At 67.5% G+C, this 20,412-nt stretch carries 6 protein-coding genes; all 6 read right to left on the reverse strand.

Translation table 11 applies throughout. The features are described from left to right. Positions 1–135 precede the first annotated feature (135 nt). From ACYU7L_RS16565 to ACYU7L_RS16590, 6 genes are read right to left on the reverse strand one after another with little or no spacing between them, the layout of a single operon-like run. A complete protein-coding gene (locus tag ACYU7L_RS16565; protein WP_460798888.1) occupies positions 136–2,379 on the reverse strand; it encodes a 3'-5' exonuclease in 2,244 nt (747 codons plus the stop codon). After that, positions 2,379–8,744, reverse strand: coding sequence for a DEAD/DEAH box helicase (locus tag ACYU7L_RS16570; protein ID WP_460798892.1), 6,366 nt, complete (start codon positions 8,742–8,744; stop codon positions 2,379–2,381). Before ACYU7L_RS16570 ends, ACYU7L_RS16565 begins: the two co-directional genes overlap by 1 nt. Then, positions 8,741–9,982 carry an McrC family protein gene (locus ACYU7L_RS16575; RefSeq protein ID WP_460798896.1) on the reverse strand — a complete coding sequence of 414 codons (1,242 nt, stop codon included), beginning with the start codon at positions 9,980–9,982 and terminating at the stop codon, positions 8,741–8,743. Before ACYU7L_RS16575 ends, ACYU7L_RS16570 begins: the two co-directional genes overlap by 4 nt. Further along, entirely contained in the window at positions 9,969–12,839 is a 2,871-nt protein-coding gene (locus tag ACYU7L_RS16580; protein WP_460798899.1) for an McrB family protein, read from the reverse strand. Before ACYU7L_RS16580 ends, ACYU7L_RS16575 begins: the two co-directional genes overlap by 14 nt. Beyond that, a complete protein-coding gene (locus tag ACYU7L_RS16585) occupies positions 12,836–17,566 on the reverse strand; it encodes a class I SAM-dependent DNA methyltransferase (protein ID WP_460799832.1) in 4,731 nt (1,576 codons plus the stop codon). The genes ACYU7L_RS16580 and ACYU7L_RS16585 overlap by 4 nt, the downstream gene beginning before the upstream one ends. Beyond that, positions 17,563–20,397 (reverse strand): helicase-related protein, encoded by a 2,835-nt coding sequence (locus ACYU7L_RS16590; RefSeq protein WP_460798901.1) that lies wholly within the window; start codon positions 20,395–20,397, stop codon positions 17,563–17,565. Before ACYU7L_RS16590 ends, ACYU7L_RS16585 begins: the two co-directional genes overlap by 4 nt. Positions 20,398–20,412 lie beyond the last annotated feature (15 nt).

The following is a 20,412-nucleotide window of genomic DNA, read 5'->3' on the forward strand; positions in this document are numbered from 1 at the left end:
CTTTGCTCACCGTCACACTTGACTTGCACAGGTAGTGCCTGATCCTGGATCCCGCTCCGCGTTTGTCCGCAGGATCGAAGAGAGCCAAGGCGTGCTTGACCTCGGACTAGAGGCCGGCAGCGACCAACGGAAGCACTAGTTCATGAACTCGCTCGGCTTGCCCTCCCAAAGCACGACGAGCTCATCCCGAGCGCGCGTGGCCGCGACGTAGAACAGCGACCGTTCCCGCTGCAGTACGTCCTCCCAATCGCCCTCCGCCACGTCCTTGAGCAGGTAGGACGCCGGCATCATCCCCGAGTCCGCACCGAAGATCAGGACCCGGGAGAACTCCATCCCCTTGGCCCGGTGCATCGTCATGACCTGGGGGTCCTTGGCGATCGCCGCGCTCTTGGTGACCTGGCGGACCTTGATCCCGCGGTCCTCCAGCCCCTTGGTGACCCGATCGGACGTGCGCTGGTCCCTCACAAGGATGCCGATGGACTCGGGGCTGATCTCTGCGTCGGGATCGAGCCACTGCGTTAGGACTGCGGCGGCCTCGTCCAGTTCGTCCGTGAGGGACTTCAGACCCTTCCGGGTGGGGGGCGGGCCACTACGGGCAGAGCGGTACGTCGCGTCGTCGGTGGCCTCGTCGTCGAGGTCGACGAAGTCCTCGCCGCCGAGGACGCTCATCGCGAACCGCAGCACCTGGTGGGTGGTGCGGTAGTTGAGGGAGAGCCGTCGTGACCTGCCGACGATCTTGATGCCGTAGCGACCGAGCGTGAGCCGCTGGCCGTAGATCCGCTGCTGCGCGTCCTCAGCGATGAAGAGGTCGTTCTCGCCCTCCGCCACAAGGGAGCGCAGGAACTGCCAGCGTGCTGCGGTCAGGTCCTGACCCTCGTCCACCAAGACGTGGTCGGCGAGCCGCCGATACCCCTGAGCCGCCAGGTCGTCGAGGAGCGCTGCGGCGATCCCGCAGACCTCTCCGAAGTCGACCAACCCCTCCACGGCGGCTGACACGCGGTAGGCGTTGATGACCTCCCACACGAGGGCCCGCTGAGCACGTCCGAGCGAGACCCCACGTCCCGGCCGCCGTACCTTCAGGTAGTCGTCCTTGGTCGTGATGCGGTTGGGCAGCACCACTGCGTCGTACTCAGCGATGAGGAACGACGGACTCCGCAACGCCTCGGGCAGCGCTGAGCCCACCGACTGTGCGGCATCGCGCCAAGTTGCCGTTTCGTTGGTGTTGCGTTTGCCCGCGCTGTTGCCTCCCACGCCCAGCACCGCCTCCACAGCCTGGTCCATGGCCTCCGGGCCGGCCTTGGACAGCACCGCGCTTGCTGCCACGTCCACACCTGTGACGTAGATGCCAGGCTCCCCCAACGACGCCGCCAGCTTGAGGTGCGGATCGAGCGACAGCAGGTCCCGCTTCATCGCGTCGGCCAAGTTGCGGGTGTACGTCGTGAGCACAACGCGTGCCTGCGGGTCTCGCTTGGCGAGGAACCGCGCACGGTGCAGGAGCACCACTGTCTTGCCGGTGCCAGCTCCCCCCGAGAGCCGGTAAGCGCCGCTGTAGATCGCCTCGGCGTACTTGCGCTGCTCGGGGTGCAGGAAGACCTTCCAGGCGGCGAAGTCGCCGTCCTCGATCACGGCCCGCAGCTCCTCGTCGTCCTCGAGCCATGCAAACTGCGCTCGGGCTGCCGGAGTCTTGAGAGCGGCCAGGAGCTTGTCGTCCTCGGAAGCCTCTTCATCGATCTCCGGGGCCTCGGCGATCTGCAGGCTCTCCAACACCTGCTCGATGGTGGCGCCCGCAGTGAGCTCCACCAGTGCCATGCCTTGCCATTCGACGGCATCACCGGCGAGCGTGAGCAACTCGTCCTCGTTGGTCGCGGCCAGCGCCTGCCCTGCCAGGTCGGCATCCAGGCCGAGTTCCTCGGTCAGCCGGTCAAAGGTGATTCCAGCGCTGACGGACTCGAGGAGAGACTGAGCCCCGTGCGACGCAGGCTCGTCCGAGAGAGCCGCCGGCATCGGGGCCTGAGTCGCGGCGGGAGCGGCGGCTGACCCACTCGTCGCCGCCAGCAACAGCTCGGGCAGCCCGTTGACCGGATTGGTCTTCAGCACTGCCTTCTCGGCGATGCTGATCGCCTCGTCGTGCGGCCAAACACCGGTGAAGATGTAGTGCGGCGCACCGGCAGACGACTGCACCTTAAAGAGCACGGCCCGATACATGTCGTTGACCCGGCCGGTCCGCACCTTGGTGTCGATCGCGCCTTGGATCGGCTCGATGTGAAGGCCGGACAGGGTGTCGTCCTGGAAGAGTTTCTTGATGAACGCCATGGTCTGCTTCTGGATCGACCCGTCGTGCAGCCCGTCCTTGTGGGGGGCGTAGATGACAACTGCCATCAGGCTGTTCCTCCTGCCAGTGCGGTCTCGACCGCGTCGATGTCCATGTCAACGACCTGCCAGCCCAAGTCGACCAGCAAAAGCTGTTCGTCGTCGGTGAGATCCACGCCTACCGTGACCAACCTGTCGGGCCAGCTCGGCCCCAGGGGCAAGCCGTCGATCTCGACCTCGAGATCAGGCACCGGCACCGACCTCGCCGATAGGGCGACGAGGAAGTCCCGCTCAGCGCTCGTGGCCATGTCGAGGACAGGCTGCCACGACACGTCGACCTGGTACGCCGGCGCCTCGGTCACAGCCGGGCTCGGCGGCGCCGCCGTGGCGAGCAGGCTCCGGACCGTGATGGTCGTCCCGATGCTGCGCAGGCCCACGAGGTTGCTGAACCACAACCAGGACTGCCATGCAGTCTTGTGGTCCGGGCCTACGGCCACGGGTCGGTCGTCGAGGGCGACGACGACCTCGGTGCTCTTGTTCTTGGGGCTCATCCGGGAGAGCACAACCAGCGTGTCGTCTCGCCACGCCCAGGCGGGTGCGTCACCCTGGCCTTGCGCGAGGGACGAGCCGTCGAGGAGCTCCCCGGCGATGGAGAGCAGGTCACTGCGTTGTCCTGTGCTGCCCTTGAGTTTCGCGCTGGCTGCCAGGACGTACGGCAGGGCATCGCCGATGGCCCGCATCCCTGCAGGGTCAGGCGACTGCACCCAGCTCATCAGGAGATCCATCGCGGTCCCCTCGAGCAGGTCGAAGTGAGCGGGCTTCAGGGCGAGGCCGGCGGCGCTCATGACCGGGCCAACGGAGGCAGGGTTGAACCACGCTCGAGTGACCCTCGCACCGTCCTCCAGGTCGACCCAGGACAGGCTCAACACGAAGAGACCGTCGTCGCGGAGGATGGCGCGCTTGGCTGCGTCATCGTCGAGCCGGTTGTGCAGGTCGCTGGCGTGGTAGCGCCAGCCGTCGCAGAAGATCGCCATCCGGGGCACTGAGGTGTCGTCACACGTGAGGACGAAGTCCGGCTTGCTGGCGAGCAGGTTGACCTGCGGGTCCAGGCGCCACTTGCGCCCGCCGCCGATGGTGATTTCCCACGAGGTCCCCCGGTTGCCGGGGATCTCCTTCACGTGGGCGCCAAGCGCCCCCAGCCGATGCTTGAGGACAGCGCGGAACTTCTGCTCCATCTTGGACTCCGGATCGAATCCCTGGACCGCGACCTCGGTGACCTTCCACGACCCGTCCGCGTCGGGCTCCTCGTCGGTCTGGAGACCGGCGTGCAGGATCTCGTGGAGCAGTCGTTGACCCTCGGCGCGTGAGACGTGCCGGTCCTGACCCGGGGCCGCGAACGGCAGCAGGCACTGGTGGCAGGCCATCCGCGCGGTGCCGGCGCAGCTGCAGTCGCGCAGGACCTCGTAGCCGCGCAGGAGGATCTCCCGCAGGATGGCCGGCTGCGCCAGCTCGGCGAGGTAGCCCGTGCCGCCTGGCACCAGGTCGTGCAGCAGCAGGGCGTCGGCATTGAGGTCGGGATCGTCCGTGGTCGGATCGACCACCACCTCCAGGGAGAGGTGGTCCGGAGCACCGCCGATGTGCTCGCGCAGGCCGAGCTTGACGGCCGCCGACAGCGATGGGAGCGCGAAGGTGCTTCCCAGCGCGACCATCGGTGGCAGCCGGATGAGCAGCCCTTCTGTCACGAGGCTGCGTGACAGCGCGACTCGTCGGGTGTCCTCCTCCGGTGCGTTGCGCAGCCGGCACCAGGGGCGGTGCTCGTACTTGGAGTTGCGGCCGGTGCCGGTGTCGAGCTGTCCGCACTCGGCGCAGATCCGAAAGAGCTCGGCGTTGACCTCCTGGCCACCGAGGAAGCGGGTCGAGCCGTGGCCCGCGGTACGGCCGAGGTTGAGCCACCGGATGGCCAGGTCTCTGATGTGCTTGACACCGAAGCCGTAGCCCTCGACGTACCACTGCTCGGTGATGCCGGCGGGGTCGACGTCGGCGAGGACGACCTGGTCGAAGCGCTCCTTGATGCGCTCCTCGCGTCCGTCGTCGATCACGGATTCGTCGCGCCGCATGGTGGAGGAGACGCGCGTCAGCTCGACGACATCGAATTGTTGGTCGAGGTCGGCGATGCCGGTGCTGGTGCACCTCGGGCACGCCGACGGTGCGGTCGCGTCCGTGATGTCGGCGACGAAGCCGCAGGCCGGGCACACCGTCCAGCTGCGGATCGCCTCTCCGCTGTCTCCGAGGTCGACGGTGTCGACCTTCACCTGGTGGCCCCCGGCGTAGAACGTGGCACCGGGGGCGAACTCGCGCAGCGCCAGGGCTGCGTTGCGGCTGTAGGAGAGGTCCTGGGTCTCGTAGCTGCCGGTGTCGGGGTCGAGCCAGGAGAGACCGACGTCGAGGGTGACTGTGTCGTCGAGAAGGGTGTAGTTGGGGAAGATGCCCGCCTGCTCTAGCACGGCGATCCAGTAGTCCCCCTGCAGGCGAGCGCGTTGCTTCTTCGCCAGTCGAAGTGACGCCTCGGCGTCGCGGTAGGCGTGCTTGTCGTCCTCAGCAGCGACCGGCAGCTCGGCGAGGCGCTTGAGATCGGGGATCTCCGCCTCGATGGCGGTGATCCGGTGGCCGAGGGTCTCGACCTCCTGCCGCCACTTCTGCGAGGCCAGGAGCAGCCGCTCGGCCAACGGGCTGGTCAGCTCGCCGGTCCCGCTGCGGGTGACCCACTCCCGCAGCATCGCGCGGGCGGGCTCCTTGAGGGTCGGGAAGGCGAGCAGGAAGTGCTCCAGGTGGCTGCCACCATCGAGCAGGTCCTCCTCGGCGTCGAGGGCGATCGCGTGGAGGTAGGAACCGGGCTCGACGCTGCCGATCGCGCCCGTGGCCAGCTGGGGGTGGGCGCCGTCGGCCGCGCGAGCCTGACGGTCGGCTAGCGAGGCGAGGTACTGCCGGCGAAGGATCTCGTCGGCGTCGAGGTACGTCGCGGGCGGCCGGACCTCCCCGTTGATCATGGACAGCGGGTCGCCGAGGCGGGGCAGCTGCTCCCCGCGTCCGGAGACGAAGGCGAGGTCGAGCGCGCTTCCGGTGAGGCGCCCGGCCCGGCCCACTCGCTGCAGGTACGACGCCACCGAGCGCGGCAGCGAGGCCAGCATCACCGTGGAGAGGTCACCGATGTCGATGCCCATCTCGAGGGTCGGTGTGGCAACCAGCACGTTGGGTGCGTTGGGGCGGTCCTCCCGGCCCTTGAAGCCGTTCTCGTACTCCAGCCGAAGCTCGTCGTCCAGCAGCGAGGTGTGCTCGCGTGCAATCACGCGCTGGACCTCGTGGGAGCCGAAGAAGCGGCGATAGAAGTTGTCGGGCTGTCCTGGCGAGCGCTTCAGGTGGCCCGAGCACCGGGTCACCAGACAAGGAGCGCCATCGAGCTGGTGGACGACCGTGGCGGAGCCCGGAACGTGCGCCTGACAGACCGGGCAGACCAGCAGGTGCTTGCCGTCGACGAGGTCGCGCGTGCGGATCGTCTCGACCACGACAGACGCCTGGGGGACGGCGTAGACCTCGGCGCTCGCCTTGTTGCTGGTGGCGATGAGCACGTCGTGGGCCGCGAGCCGCTTGAGGAGGAGCCGCGCCAGGGTGGCTCCCTCGGCGGGCGTCACCTGCAGGACGCGGGCCGCCCACTGGGCATACCAGCCCTGCGTCGTGGTCACCTGGTCGAGCACCGACTCGCGCACCGACGAGGCGGGACCCACCCGCGGGAACGCCGGGGCGGTCCGGCCGATGGGGAAGGCGGGCATGCCCTCGGAGCGGGGGCGTCCACGCCAGATGAAGTGCCGGCTGCCGTCCTCCTCGATGAGCTTGCGCAGCCATGGGTGCTCGACGGCGCCCCGACCACGCATTCGCTCCATGACCCCTCGCACCCAGACCAGTGCGAGCTCGTCGGTGACCTCGACGGGCAGCAGCGACTCGCCCCCTGCCTCGTCGACCGCCTGCCGTGCAGCGGCGGTCATCAGTCCGGGGGCGGCTTCGACCTCGGCGGCGACGGTGCTGGTCATCTCCAGGGTCCGGCCCAGCTGGGACTGCAATCCGAACTCGAGGACCGCGTCGAAGGCCAGCCGCTTCGCAACCCGCTTGCGCACGGTCTGCGGGACCTTCGACAGCTTTTTGGCCTCCCAGAAGGGAGCGAACTCCTTCTTCTCGGCCAGGTCGGGCGGCAGGACGCGATAGCGCAGGACCGGGTCGTCCCCGGCACGCTCGATGACCCGCTCGGCCAGCATGTCGAGGGAGGTGGCGGCATTGCCCACTGCTTCCCGCAGCACCGAGCGGACCGTCAGGCTGTGCGACCTGCTCTGCACGAAACCAGCCCGGTGCGCCGCGTCCTGGACGCTGTCGGTGAAGACCAGGGTCTTCTTCTCGGCGGCGTCGAGGTTGGTGCTGCCGAAGAGCGTCGAGAGCGCGACGGAGAGCTGGGTCGCGACGGCCGAGCCGAGGAACCGGATCCCGTCACGCTGCTGGCACGCGGGGCAGTGGTCCTTGCGGGAGGCGTCGTCAGCCTCCACCCCGACGTGGGTGAGCACGGGCAGCACCGAGCCGTCCTGAGCCGCCTCCCCCCGGGGAGCGGCCGCGAGCAGCTGCCGCTGGGCGACGTGGAACCACCGCAGGCTGTCCGCAGCCGCCGGGGCTTCCCCGGCGGCCCCGACGCCTGCCGCCTCGTCGAGCACCTGCTCGCCTTCGGCGCGCGCCAACAGGAGGGCACGGAACCGCCCCTCCCCGGTGGCGTGGTCGCGGCGGATGTCGTCGTCGCTGATGTCGAGGTCGCTGCTGTTGGCCGGTGACAGCGTGACCCCCCACCCGGCCCGTCCGCAGTGTCGGCAGTAGATCGCCGGGAACACCGCCGACGTGGCGGTGCTGCTGTCGCCCGCGTCATCCCCCGTGCCGAGTGGAGCGCTGCCATCGTCGGACCAGAAGAAGGCAGGCGACATCGCAGCCTCGCGATCGATCCTGGTCAGCTCGCGGATCCACAGGTGGACCTCGACCGAGGGCATCGACCGACCCTCCGCCTTGCGGACGTGGCTGAGTGCCCCGAGGTACGCCGAGACGCAACGCTCGCGGGTGCCGACCTCGACTCCCGGGAAGACCTTCTCGGCCACCTCGGCCAGCGGTGCGGCCTCCGCACATCCCTCGAGCAGCGCCCTGCTCAACGGGTGCGCCTGCAGCAGGTCGCCGGCAGCGCCGTCGCCGCGGAGCAGGTCGGTGAGGTCGTCCTCGAATGCCGCCGCCAGCACGGCGTCGGCCAAGAGGCCCGCGTCCGGGTCCAACCCGAGCTCGGCGAGAGCCGAGCACACTCCCTCAGCCAGGTCCGCTCCGTCGCGGGGAGTCAGCTCGCGCGCGCCGTCGGCTGCCTGGCCGACCCACTCGTCGACCCCAAGGCGGGCCTCGGTGACCACCGCGTCGAGACCGAACGGCTCTCCGAACACGGTCTCGGCGAAGCCGAGCATCGTCGCCGGGTCGCCCTTGTCGCCGAGCGTGGCGGAGGTCGCGATCGGGGTGATGCGGCCGAGCGGTCGGTCGGGCTCTCCTTCGGAGGCGGTCATGCCATGGGCCTTGAGCGCCAGTCCGAGCCGCCGCAGCAGCATGGCCACGTCGGTCCCTTGAGCACCGTCGTAGGTGTGGAACTCGTCGAGGACGAGGTATTGCAGCGACTGCGCGCTGTCCGCCCAGATCTTCGCGTCTGCCTCGCGCAGCAGCATCTGGTCGAGCATCTTGTAGTTGGTCAACAGGATGTCCGGAGCGCTGCTGCGCATGACGTAGCGGTCGGTGATCAGCCCGTCAGGGGTGACCTTGGTGCGCTGTGGTCCCGCTTGCCCGGTGTAGAGCCCGGCGGTCACGCCCACCAGCGACGGGTCGCCGGTGATGAGGTCGGCGAGCCGCTGTGCCTGGTCGTTGGCCAGCGCGTTCATCGGGTAGAGCAGCAGCGCCTTCATCCCCGTGACACCGTCACGCTTCGCGCGCAGGACGTGGTCGAGGATCGGGTGGAGGAACGCCTCGGTCTTGCCCGAGCCGGTGCCGGTGGTCACCAGTGTCGGCAATGGCCGCGGCTTCTCGGCGCTGAGGCCGAGCGAGGACAACCGCGCGTACGCCGCCGCCTGGTGCCCGTACGGCGCGAACCCGCCGCTGTCGACCGGGTGCCACCCGAGGGTGTCCCGCCAGCCGTCGGCGGCGGGTTGGAAGGGCAGCCGCAGCCGGACGTAGGGCCCCTTGAAGATCCCGTCACTCGGGTGCTCGAGGAACTCGTTGAGCGCTGCGCGCGCGGGCAGGTCGGCCAACGAGAAGGTGGTCTCGAGGTAGTCCAGCAGACCCTCACGGATGCCGGTGGCTGCGAGGCTGGGCAGCAGCTCGCTCATGTGGTCGCCCCCTGGGGTTCTGCGGATGCCAGCGTGCGGATGCTCGCCGCGAGAGTGTCGAGCGAGGCGGAGACGTCGGACCAGCCGCCGGACAGGTCGACCGGCTGGGTGTGTAGCCGCTGCCCTCCCCCCACTACCGTGATTACGCGCTCGGGTGCCTGGTCGGCACGACAGTAGATCAGCAGCCCCGCAGGCAGCTCGAGCGCCGTGGCGTAGGCGAGCAGCTGGTAGTAGTCGGGGGTCCGGCCGAGTCCGTCGTCGGTGAGCTTGTACTTCACGTCGGCCACCGCGACGGTGCGCGCGCCCCGGCGGAACACCAGGTCCGGGGCCATCGTCACCCGCGGCTTATTGCTCAGCGGCACGGGCGCCTGCTCGTCGACCTCGACCTCCGGCCAGAGCCGCTGGGTGAGCTCGGCGCCGATCCACCGCTCGTAGAGCTTGTTCATGTCGATCAGGAAGGTGACTGCCTGGTGGTGGCCGTGGGCATGGGTGAGGCCGACGCCTTCGAGGACGAGGCGGCTGAGCGCCAGGGCGGTCCCGTAGTGCTCGTTGACCGGGCTCAGCCTCACGGTGTCGAGCTCCATCAACGGCATCTGGGATGCACCGACACCGCCAAGGGTCTGGGTGAGCTCTGCGATCGTACGCCGTGTCTCGGTGTTGCCGACGACCCTCCGCAAGAGAGTCGTTGCTGCCAGCAGCACCCTGTTCTCGGGGATGTCGGCGGTGAACTCGTCGTACCGGCAGGGGGTGGGCCAGATGTCCCAGGGGCGGCTGGCGAGCTCCTGGACGTCGAGTCGCCCTCGGATCACCGGGAGCCGTTCCTCGGTGCTGCGGTAGCCGTGGACCAGGCCTCGGCGGGTGGCGGCGCTGATGGTGCGGAGCGCGAGGTCGGCCACAGCGTCAACCAGGTCGTCCTGGCGGTAGCCCACCAGAGCGGGTTGCCAGTCGGTGAGTCCCGCGGAGGCGCCGAACATCATCAGCACGTTGCGCAGGTCCTCGACCTTGGGCAGCACCCGGACGGTGAGCCCGGGAAGCGCCACCGACCCGATCCAGGACGATGCACGCAACTGGTACTCCCCCACGGTCCCCGTCGGCCTCACCTCGAGCCGCCCTGCGGGCAGAGAGGTCAGCAGGGCCAGTTGACTTTGCTCGAGCGCGACCGCCGGCGAGGTCTCGTACTCGCGCAGCACGAGGACCCGAACGGTCGACGCGTTCAGGCCGGAGTCAGACAGAGCCACCCTCGGCCCCTTCGACGACGCTCGCTTCACTCTCAGCGACGCTGGTCTCGGTGGCAGCGATGCCACTCTTCGAGCTGGGTCCGTAGGCCTCGTGGACGTGCTCCCAGGTGAACTGCGCGAGCTGGTCGGGGCGGCCGTAGAGCTGGTCCTCGATGGAGGGATAGATGTTGTAGCGCCAAATGCGCTCTAGGCGCTCCGCGGTGAGTGACGTCTTGCCCGCCGACGTCTTGACCATGAAGTGGCTGTGACCGACCTGCAGGTGCGGGCCCTTGAGCAGGATCCGCAGCTGGTCGTTGACCTTGTCGACCAAGGTCGCGACCCATGCCGGCTCACCGTGCTTGGAGAGCCACTCGTGGAGCAGGGACTTCATCGCGCCTTCGTGCGGCATGAACGGGACGAAGTGGAAGCGGCGACGCAACGCTGCGTCCACCATCGCAATGGAGCGGTCGGCGGTGTTCATGGTGCCGATGAAGAAGAGGTTCTTCGGCAGTTCGAACGGTTCGTCCGGCCGGTAGGCCGTCCGGACTGACTTGTTGCGGTATTCGAGCAGGAACAGCAGCTCGCCGAACACCCGGGGCAGGTTGGCGCGGTTGATCTCGTCGATGATCATCACGTGTGGCGTGCCCGGGGCGTCCTCGGCCTTGGCCGCCATCATCGCGAGGGGTCCCGGCCGCAGCTCGTAGCTCAGCTCGCCCTTGTCGTTGGTCCGGGGTCGGTAGCCCTCGAAGAAGTCCTCGTAGGACATCGACGGGTGGAACTGAACGATCATCCGCCGCTCAGGGTCGGGCTGGAGCGCGGCGGCGAACTTGTCGGCGAGGTACGTCTTTCCCGTGCCCGGCGGGCCGTAGAAGATCAGCTGACCCTTCTCCAGCAGGAGCTCTTCGATCTCGCGAAGGAAGGACTCTGGCAGCAGCAGTTGCTCGGCTGCTTGGGCGATCCGGTCCTCCTCCGTGTCCGTCGAGGTCTCCTCTTCGCGCAGCAGCCAGAAGGCGAACTGCCCTTGCCCCCATGGATCACTCGGCAGCAGCGGCTCGAGCGCCCGGCGCAGCGTGTCGTTGGCTGCGACGTGTTGCTGGCCGCGAGTGAGCGACGTATCCGGGAGCGGGAGATCGAGGCGTCGCAGCATGGCGATCTTTCCCACCGGTCCGGTCAACGGAAACGTGGGGAGGAAACGTCCCGGGTCGGTGATGGCGAAGAGCTTGAGCACCACGCTCTCGCCCAAGCCCTTCGTGCCGAGGTCGTCGTGGTCGAGCCCGCGGTCGATCCTGGACGCGACCTCGCCTTCGCCCCACAGGATCTCCCTCAGCTTGCCCGCGAAGGCGTCGAGCTCCAGTGAGTCCATCGCGCCCAAACTGGCGTTGAGCACCGACTGGGGTCCGGGGTTGCCGTAGCGCTTGGCGTTGACCAGCAAGCGAAAGCGGTCGAGGTCAAAGACCGAGAGGTTCTCCGCTGAGAGGTCGTCGGCGAACTGCGCACGCTCTTCCTTGTTCCACTGGTCCTTCTCGTTCGGATAGGGCCGTTCCTGCTTGAAGCGGGACAGCGCGGTCTTGAGCTCATCCGAGACAGCCGACTGCGTCGCTTCGCCTCCCGTGGAGGTCTCCTCGGCCATCGCGCGCAGCACCGGCATGAGTGCCTCCGCGTGGCGAAGAATCTCTGCGGAGAGCTCAGACCCCGGCGGCAGCTCGCCCCACTCCCACCATGTCCCGGCGAACAGCTCCCCGGTGGGACCGTCGTCCAATGGGATCAGCCGGTCCCCCGTCTTGTGGGGTTTGATGCCGAACCAGCGATATCCAGCAGACAGCGCACTCTTGGCGCGCTCGGTCTTGTCGGCCACGTCTTCGGGAGTGCCGTTGCCCCAGCCGCCGTGCACGCCAAAGGCAACCCCGGACCGCGTGGCCCACAGCCTGAAGCCGGGCGCCCACGTCTCGCCAGGCTGGCGCCAGACGGCGTAGGTGTCTGCGCGGAACGGCGCGTCCTTGTCGAACGAGGTCTTGAGCTGGAGGGCCCGCGACTCGAGCTCGCGGCCTGCAACGTCCCCGAGCGGGCCGCGAAGGCCCTGGCCGGCCAGGAGCAGCTCGCCCTTGAGCTGGGCAGCCAGCGACGCCGCGCGGGCCGTAGCTGCGTCATCCGGGTATCCATGACCCGGAGTCAAGCTCTCCATGAGCTGCGCCGCCTCGACGCACATGTCCTTCACCGCAGGGTTGAGTCCGACGAAGCGCTCCTTCTCGCTGAGGAACCACATCACTCGCTCGAGGCGGTGCGCGTCGTCGGGGTAGAACGTCCGCGCAGTCTCAACAACGGCGAGGTACCTGTCCGCGTTGCTCCAGGAGGAGACCCAACCGAGGTCATACAGGCGTTCACCGGTCCTCTTCCACATGATGGGCCAGCCCGGCGAGACGTGATCGGTGGCCCAGAAGATCGAGAGCACGTAGGGGATCCGACCTACGGCGGGCTGGCCCTTGGAGGCAAGGTCGCGAGTCACACGCTCGACGTCGGCGAACCGGCGAAGTGCTTCGTCCATGGACGACGGTGTGGTGAACGCTTCGACGAGCACGTCCACGACTGCAGGATCGTCGGGCAGGTTGTTGGCAACCTGGTTGAGCCACATCTGACCGAAGCCCCCGAACGACGCATACGGCCCGGGCCGTCTCGACCAGGCGTCGGCAGCGGTGCGGAACGCCCTGAAGTCGTGAGACTCCACGAGGTCGTCGATCAGAGCTCGCGCTTCCGCATCCCGCGCTGGTCGGAGCTCGTCAAGCTGCCGCCACTCCGCCTGAACGTCCTTGTCGTGGTCGATGGCAGCCTCGATCTGCTGCAGCTTTGCGTGCCACCGCTCGACGTCGTTGGAATGGATCATGACCCCGTCCTCTCCGCCAGCACCTTCTCGAAGTGCGTGTACGCCCCGCGCATGTCGGCCTCGCGATCGAGCGTCCTGAACGGCATCTCGTACACGTAGGTGTTGCCCGAAGCACTGGTGTGGGTCCGGTCCTCCTCGCTCAAGCCCTCAAGAGCGTCGCTGCTAAGTCCCCGAGCGCGCCACATGGAAAGAATCTCCGTAGGAACTTGTCGTCCATTTCGGTCGTAGGTATATCTGCTCGAATCGTGCCCGACGAGCACAGTGAACTGCGTTCGGTAGATCGTTGCTAGCTGATCCACGCTTACGCCTAGAGCAAGCGCTGACAGCACGTCAATCTCCAAGAGAGCCTGCCGCCTGTCCGAGGCACGACGCAATGGAACTTGCGGGCTCCACACGTGTCCGGACGCCGCGAGGTCCGTGCGCCCGGGATAGTTCATGCCGCCAGACCAGGCATCGTGAGCGAACTCAGCGTGAAAACATTCGCGCCACAAAGTAGCCCAGGCTTCAGTAAGGCAGTTCAGCCGGAGAGTTCGGTGTATGACCCACAGGCCGACAAGTGACCCCTTGTCGGCCACTTGCGGCAATCTGCGTATCAGGTTCCGATGCAGCGTCGAAGCATTCATCGCCCGAACCAAGGAGTCAGTGATTAGGTTCGACATGCTGGCCGCCATGAGGACGGTGCCAGTGGGATCTCCCGGAACCGCGGCGCTCGTAACTGCGTGAACGTGTGCCGTGCCAGGGGGAATCAGGGCCGGAAAGAGCGTTCTCTCATTCCGGCTGGCGGCCATGTTCCTCCAAGCCACTCGATAGAATTCCCTAGCGGACCTATCGCCCCAGTGCCCGTACTCAACGTCATATGTACTAGTGTCGCCAGTTGGCTTGTAGACGGTAATCGGCAGGGCGCTTGCCTCGAGTGCTTCAAGGTCAACCCAAGACCAATCCTTGTTGCTCTTTAGAGAAGGGCGCGGGAACTTGCTCATCGGATGCCCTACCCCGAGGTGAGGCCCTTGGAGAATCACCTCATCCCAACAATCCACGCCCCCCCACGACGTGTCGAATCGACCATTCTTACGATCGATACTCTCGTCCCACCCACGGGAAAACTCCGGGTTCAGTTCGCCAATCCGGGGGGCGGCGACCACCCGTTCAAGGGCCTCAGAAACCTCAGTATTAATCAAGAAGAGGACCCGCGTAGCGTGGACTGGGGTATCGGGCTCTTCCAACAATTGATGCCACGCACTGAGCATCTGTTCATCAACTCTCACGATCCTCCCCTTGTGGGGACGGGTGTCCCAACCGGAAGAATCACGCATCCCGGGCTGCGGTCCCTCACCGCTGTGCACTAGAGACCGCGAGACCGTTTCGGGGTGATACAGCGAGGCGGCCATTACATAGTCGACCTCTGCTCGCGCCCCCCCATAAACATGAACTCCATAAACAACTAGATTATGGATTTCAAAGAGCCGCAATTCATTGATGAATTGCCAGTGACGACGGAGTCTGCGATGCGCGGCCACACGCAGGGCCGTGGCCTTCTCTTCTACGAAGTGGGACTCCGGGTGAACGAGAGTAACAATGCCCAGGGGGCCACGGTGGGCCCACGATCGCTCCATGAAGCATCTGTAGAAGTCCGGCTGCAGATTGCGCAATAGCGGATACAGCGCCGGCGATCCTACAAACCCAGCGGTCGCCACTACCTCAGCGGTAGCATCAACCACTAGCCTCTTCATTCCCGGCAGCTCCATTACATGAGCGCGACGCTCTAGCTTTTCATCCTGGGTTGCCTTCTGCGCGAGTTGCCACCACGGGTCCCCCTCGGCGTACAGCGCTTCTACGTCTGTGCGCGGCCGGACCCACGGCGGGTTCCCCACCTGCAGATCGAAACCTCCGCGGTCGAACACCGACGCAAAGTCCAGTTCCCAGTGGAAGAACCCCTGCTGACCAGCAACTGACTGGCAGACGCTCAGCCACGGGTGCTTGTCCAACACTGCCTCGATCCTCGACGCGTCCGCCAGGACTCGGTCGTTGTGCTCGACGTCGCCGAGCTCGTCCCACGTCAGCGCCGACTGAAGGGTGTCGTCGCCCTTCCTGGCGACCTTCGCACTCATGGTGTCCGCACCGAGGATCATCCGGAGCGCGTCGTACCACTGCTCCAGCGTCGGGGGCGCAATCTTGTCCTCGGTGAGCGGCCAGAACCATAGGGCGCACCAGGCGTCCATGACCAGCTTGAGGCGGCGGTACGCCCTGTCCGGGTCGGCGAGGGAGGCCTCGATCTCCTCCCGAGTGACGAGTCGCCCTTGATCTCGAGACGGTTGCTGCGCAACCTCCTCAACCATCGAGTCGTCGTCATTGCCGTTCCAGAGCGGGATGTCGCGGCGGATCTGCTGCTCAGCTATGGCGAGTCGCTGACCGGCGATCTCCCACAGGCGCTCGACCCGTCGACCGAGCCCGACCAGCGCCTCGGCCTGCTTCTTGGTCGGCTTCGCCTGGGTGGAGCGGCGCCACCTCTTGAGGTCCGCTACCGCGTCAGGGACGAGCTCCTTGATGTCCTTGCCGACGTCCGCAGCGGCACCCCAGCCCTCCGCGGGCAACAGGAAGTGCGGGACGTGCCCCTCGATCGCAGGTGCTTCGTCAGGAGACTTGGTGCTGGCGACGACCGGCTTGGGCACGGCCTTGAGCCAGGACTTGTCCTCGACCTGAGCCCGCGAGTAGACCGCGTTGCGGGCGCCGATCAGCGAGTTCCCTCGTCGCAGGTGGAGGCCGAACCACGGGGCCTCGAGGCCTTCGACCATGGTGTCGAGCCACAACGAGATCTCGGCCAGCTCGACGGCGGTGGCGTTGAGGTCGACGCCGTAGACCTGGTGCAGCGCCAGGTAGGCCTTCACCCGCTGCAGCTCGCGTGGGTAGGCGTCGGGGTCGACAGTCTGGCCGAGCTCCTCCTGGCGGCGGGCGAGGTACTGCTCGGCCAGCTGCCGCACGGCCTCGATGGCGAACGCGCCGGAACCCAGCGCCGGCTCGCAGATCGTCAGCTCCAGGATCTCCGCGGCGGTCGTACGCTGGCCGTCCTGGTCGAGCAGCTCCTCCAGGGCCTGGGAGACGACGAACCGGGTGAGGACCTCGGGGGTGTAGTAGGACGCGGACTGCTGGCGCTCGCGCCCTGCGAGCCGGAACACGAAGGTGCCTTGCTGGTGCAGCACTGGGATCTGCTGGCCGTGCTCGTCCTCGACGGTGACGAAGTCCTTGTCCGCGATGTGCTTGGCTCGCTCGATCGGGACTACCCACGACCCCTTCTCGGCGTTTCCGTCCTTCGCGACCTCGTACAGATCGGTCTCGGCGAAGAAGCCGGTGTAGGACATCAGGCCCTCGTAGACCGCGCCGAGCTGGTTGATGCCCAGCTCGGCGTAGGAGATGAAGCCGCGGTCGCGGCCCTTCTGCTCCTTGCTGAGCAGCAGGTGGCGCAGCACCCGCTGGAGGGCGGCGTTGCCGAGACCGACTTCGTCGATGTGGGCAGTGGCCTCGGGCTTGAAGAGGTCGGCCCGCAAGGAGCGGAAGGTGAGCCCGTCGACGTACTCACCCTCGTCTCCGCCAGCGCGCGCCGGGTCATGTCCTTGGTCGACGAGCCGGAAGAGGGCGCCGAGCGACTCGTAGAGGTGGGTGCCGGCCTGTGAACGCTGGGTGGGCAGCTCGACCAGGACGAGCTCGCGCAACCGGTCGAGGCTGTAGCCGTTCTCGTACTCCGGCGTACCCGTCGGCAGGACGCCGAGCTCGGGGGACGCCTCGGCGTAGAGCAGGAAGAGGATCCGGTAGAGGAACCGCAGCGACTGCTTCGCGAGGGGCTGAGCTTCCTCGGCCGGGAGCGGGTCCAGGTCTTGGGCCTTACGGCGAGCGACCACCTCATTGGCAATGATCTCGATGGAGAGCCGCACGCCCTCGCGCAGGTCCTTGCTCACCCCGACCGTGTGCTTGACGGACTCCGCCAGCGTCGCGCTCCACCAGATGTCACCCTGCGCGTCCGGCGCCAAGGAGTCAGCCGACACGCAGGTCAGCACCCGGTCGACCTCGCCACCCTTCTTGTCGTCGTTGCGCTCGGCCACGAGCTGCAGGTCGACGGCGAGGTAGCGCCCCTCGGGCCACCGCTCCCGCTCGGCCACCAGGAGATGAGGGCCGGCGAGCACCAGCGCGAACGCCGGCTTGTAGTCGTCGTTGACGAAGAGCAGCGACAGCAGCCGAGCCACCGAGGTGACCGCATCCTTGTGGTTGGTCGCACCCTCGTCGTCCGCGTCGACTCCGGAAGGGAGGAAGGGCTCGGCGAGGTTGGAGGCGTCCTTGGCGAGCAGGCTCTCGATGGTCTCCGCGGGCAGGGCGTCGATGATGGCCAGGCCGGGGGTGTGCTCCAGACCGGCAGCGTGCACGAAGGTGACCGGACCCTGCACGGTGCGTGTCAGCCCGATCCCGTCGTAGCCGAGGAGCGAACGTACGTCGGCGTTGATCGCCCGCACGTCGGACGCGTGGTCGTTGGCCGTGGCGTCGAGGGTGGCGAGCCGGTTGAGCAGGCTGGTGCGGGCCGCGGTGAACCGGCTTCGGGGGTTGCCCTCCTCCTTGGTGGCATCCCAGTCCGACCTGCGGGCCAGCACCCGAGCCTTGAAGGACTCCTTGGTGGCGTCGGTGGTGAAGTAGTGCTCGCTGATCCACTCCTCCCCCACGACGATCGCGTCGCTGGACATCAGGACTCCCCTCCGGTCTTGCCGGGGTCAGGCACGACGAGCAGCAGCGGGCGGACCGTGCGCTGGTCGGGCAGCATCGTGCGCACCAAGGCGCGCTCCTCCTCGACCCGGCCCCGCCGAGTCGTGATCTCGAGTCGCTGAGCCAACCTGTCGGCGTCGCGCTGCCACTCAGTCATGCGCTCCTGCCACCGCTCCACCCGGTCCGTCACACCCGCAGCAACTGCTTCGAAGGCGCCGTCCAGCACCGTGCGAGCGGCGCTTACGGCCGGCGCCACGTAGGCGTCGAGGCCGGTGGCTCCCTTGAGGAGACCCGTGTTGGTTCCTCCCGGCTGGAGATGCATCACGTCAAAGGCCTCGCTCAGGGTGGCCACCGGCTGCGGCACGGCAAACGCGGGGTCGGAGGCGTCGGGGAACTGCACCACGACGTACGTCGACGAGACCACCTGACCACGGGCGTTGGTCAAGGTGCCTTGGAGCAGCAGGTATGCCTCGTCTCCTTGGCCGGCGACGGCGAAGACCTCATTGCGGCCCAACGACTCCAGCGCCCGGTCGGCGGCCCAGTCCAGGCTCGGGTGGAGCGGCCCCAGGTAATGGGCTTCGGGCCACAGCGACGTCGACTCGGGTCCGCGTGCGTCAACCAGGGCCTGGTTCCCACGGGCTAGGCTTGTCGCGAGCTTGATGGCCTCGGTGACCTTGCGCTCCTTGAGGTAGGACTGCGGGAGCACGTCCAGGCGCTGCCGCAGGTCCTTGCTGGGCACGAACTCCACCAACGCGTGCTGCTTGTGCTCTCGCCAGTGCACGCCGCCCACGGCGACCGATGCCCCCGGGGTCTCGAAGGCGAGCTCGAGGGCGTCGCGCAGGAAGGCCAGGTCGTCGGCGTACACGCTGTCGTCCACCGTCGTGCTGGCGACCTGCTCTTGTTGCTCGGTGGCGTCACCCAGCTCGAACAGGCGGGCCAGCATGGCGTCGACGCCGTCTCCCGCCTGCACCTGCTCGACGGTGCGCACCACGTCGTCGAGCTCCTTGCGACCGGCGAGGACCTCACGGATGGCGTCCTCTTCGGCCTTGACGTCGTAGGTGCCCATCAGGGAAGCGCTGTCACCCAGGGCTCTGTGGGCCTCATGCTCCTTGGCCACCAGTCGCTGGAGGACACGGATGTCGCCGCCGAAGCGGTCGGTCGACGGGTTGAGCAGGAGGGTGGTGATGCGTGGGCGGTGGCGCTGGCCGTAGCGGTCGATGCGGCCGTTGCGCTGCTCGATCCGGATCAGGCTCCAGGGGATGTCGTAGTGCACCAGCTCGTGGCACTGCAGGTGCAGGTTGACGCCCTCGGAGGCGACGTCGCCGGTGACCAGGACCCGGATCGGGCTGGACTCGGCCTTGAAGGACTCCACGATCTCCTGCTGCTCGACGTCGCTGATGCCGCCGTGCAGGACGCGGATCTGGTCGTCCTTGAGCTTGAAAGTCTTGGAGAGCTCCCCCTGGAGCCAGGTCAGCGTGCTGACCCGCTCGGCGAAGATCACGACCCGGGCTGGGCCGGTACGGCTTATCCCGATCTCCTTGAGGTGCTCGACGAGCCGGTCGAGCTTTGCACTGCCCTCGCTGAGGTTGCGCTCGGCGAGGCCCAGGAGCACGTCCAGGGCCTCGGCCTCCCGCGAACCTGCGTCGGAGTCCGTGTCAAGGCGCTTGAGCCGTTCCCTGACGGTCGACTCGAGGGCAGCCGGGCTGCTGAGGAACGCCTTGGCCAGCGTCCAGGGGAAGAGTTTTGCGGTCTTCGCGCCAGAGTACGGCGAGGCGCCGGCCGCGGGGTGCAGCCAAGTCTGCTCGAGCTCGCGGGCAATCTCGTCCTCGACCGGGTTGGCGTCGACCATGAGATTGTGGGGTTCCAGGCGCTCGGCCCAGTCGGCGCCCACCACACTCGCGACGTCGGGGCTGTGCCGGTGGCGTCGGATGATGACTCGTCGTACCTCGTCCTCGACCAGCTCGCCCTCCGGGGTGACGGCGCTCGGCTCGAGCATGCGGATGAGCTCGGCGAAGGATTCAGCCTTGCCGTTGTGCGGGGTCGCGCTGGCCAGGATGAGGGCGTCGCTCTTCTTGCTGAGCAGTCGGGCGAGGCGGTTGTTCTGGGTGGAGTCGTTGGTGACGTTGTGGGACTCGTCGATCACCACGGCGTCCCACTGCTGCTTCTCGAGGTGGGCGAGGTAGCGGTCGGACTTGAGGGTGTCGATCGAGACGATCGCCCGCTTGAAGTGGGCGAACGGGTTGCGGTTGGCCGGCAGCTTCTGCCGGATCCGCTGGATACCGACCGAGTCAAGCCGGACGAACGGCAAGGCGAACCGGGTCCACAGCTCGAACTGCATCTGCTCCAGGACGTGGCGAGGAGTGACCACCAGGATGCGCTCGCCCCGCCCGCGTCGTACGAGCTCGGCGAGGATCATGCCGATCTCGAGCGTCTTGCCCAGACCCACGGCGTCGGCCAGCAGGATCCTCGGGCGCAAGTTGTCGGGGTCGAGCGCCTGGCGGACCGCCTTCTCCTGGTAGGGCAGCGGGTCGAGCAGGCCCCGAGTGGCGACGGTCAGGCGGGGGTCGGTCATCGGCACGGCGGTCTTGCGCAGCGTCGCCTCGAGCCACAACCGCGACTTCTTGAACCCCGGGCTCATGTCCACCCGGACCGTGGCCTGAGCGGGGTCGAGAGGCGTGATCTTGTCGAGTGCAGTGGAGAAGGTGGCCTGTGTGCCACGCACGAGCTCGCTCAGGCCCTGGACCTCGACGAACCAGCCGTCGGTCGCTCGCTCGCTGCGGAGGACCAGCCAGGTCTCGTCCCTAATCTCCAGCACCGAGCCTGGTGCTGC

The organism is Nocardioides pacificus (genome assembly GCF_054775955.1).

Coding starts and splice junctions, on each gene's coding strand:
- ACYU7L_RS16565 (WP_460798888.1), bottom strand. CDS start 2,379: ATGGCAGTTGTCATCTACGCCCCCCACAAGGACGGGCTGCACGACGGG.
- ACYU7L_RS16570 (WP_460798892.1), bottom strand. CDS start 8,744: ATGAGCGAGCTGCTGCCCAGCCTCGCAGCCACCGGCATCCGTGAGGGT.
- ACYU7L_RS16580 (WP_460798899.1), bottom strand. CDS start 12,839: ATGATCCATTCCAACGACGTCGAGCGGTGGCACGCAAAGCTGCAGCAG.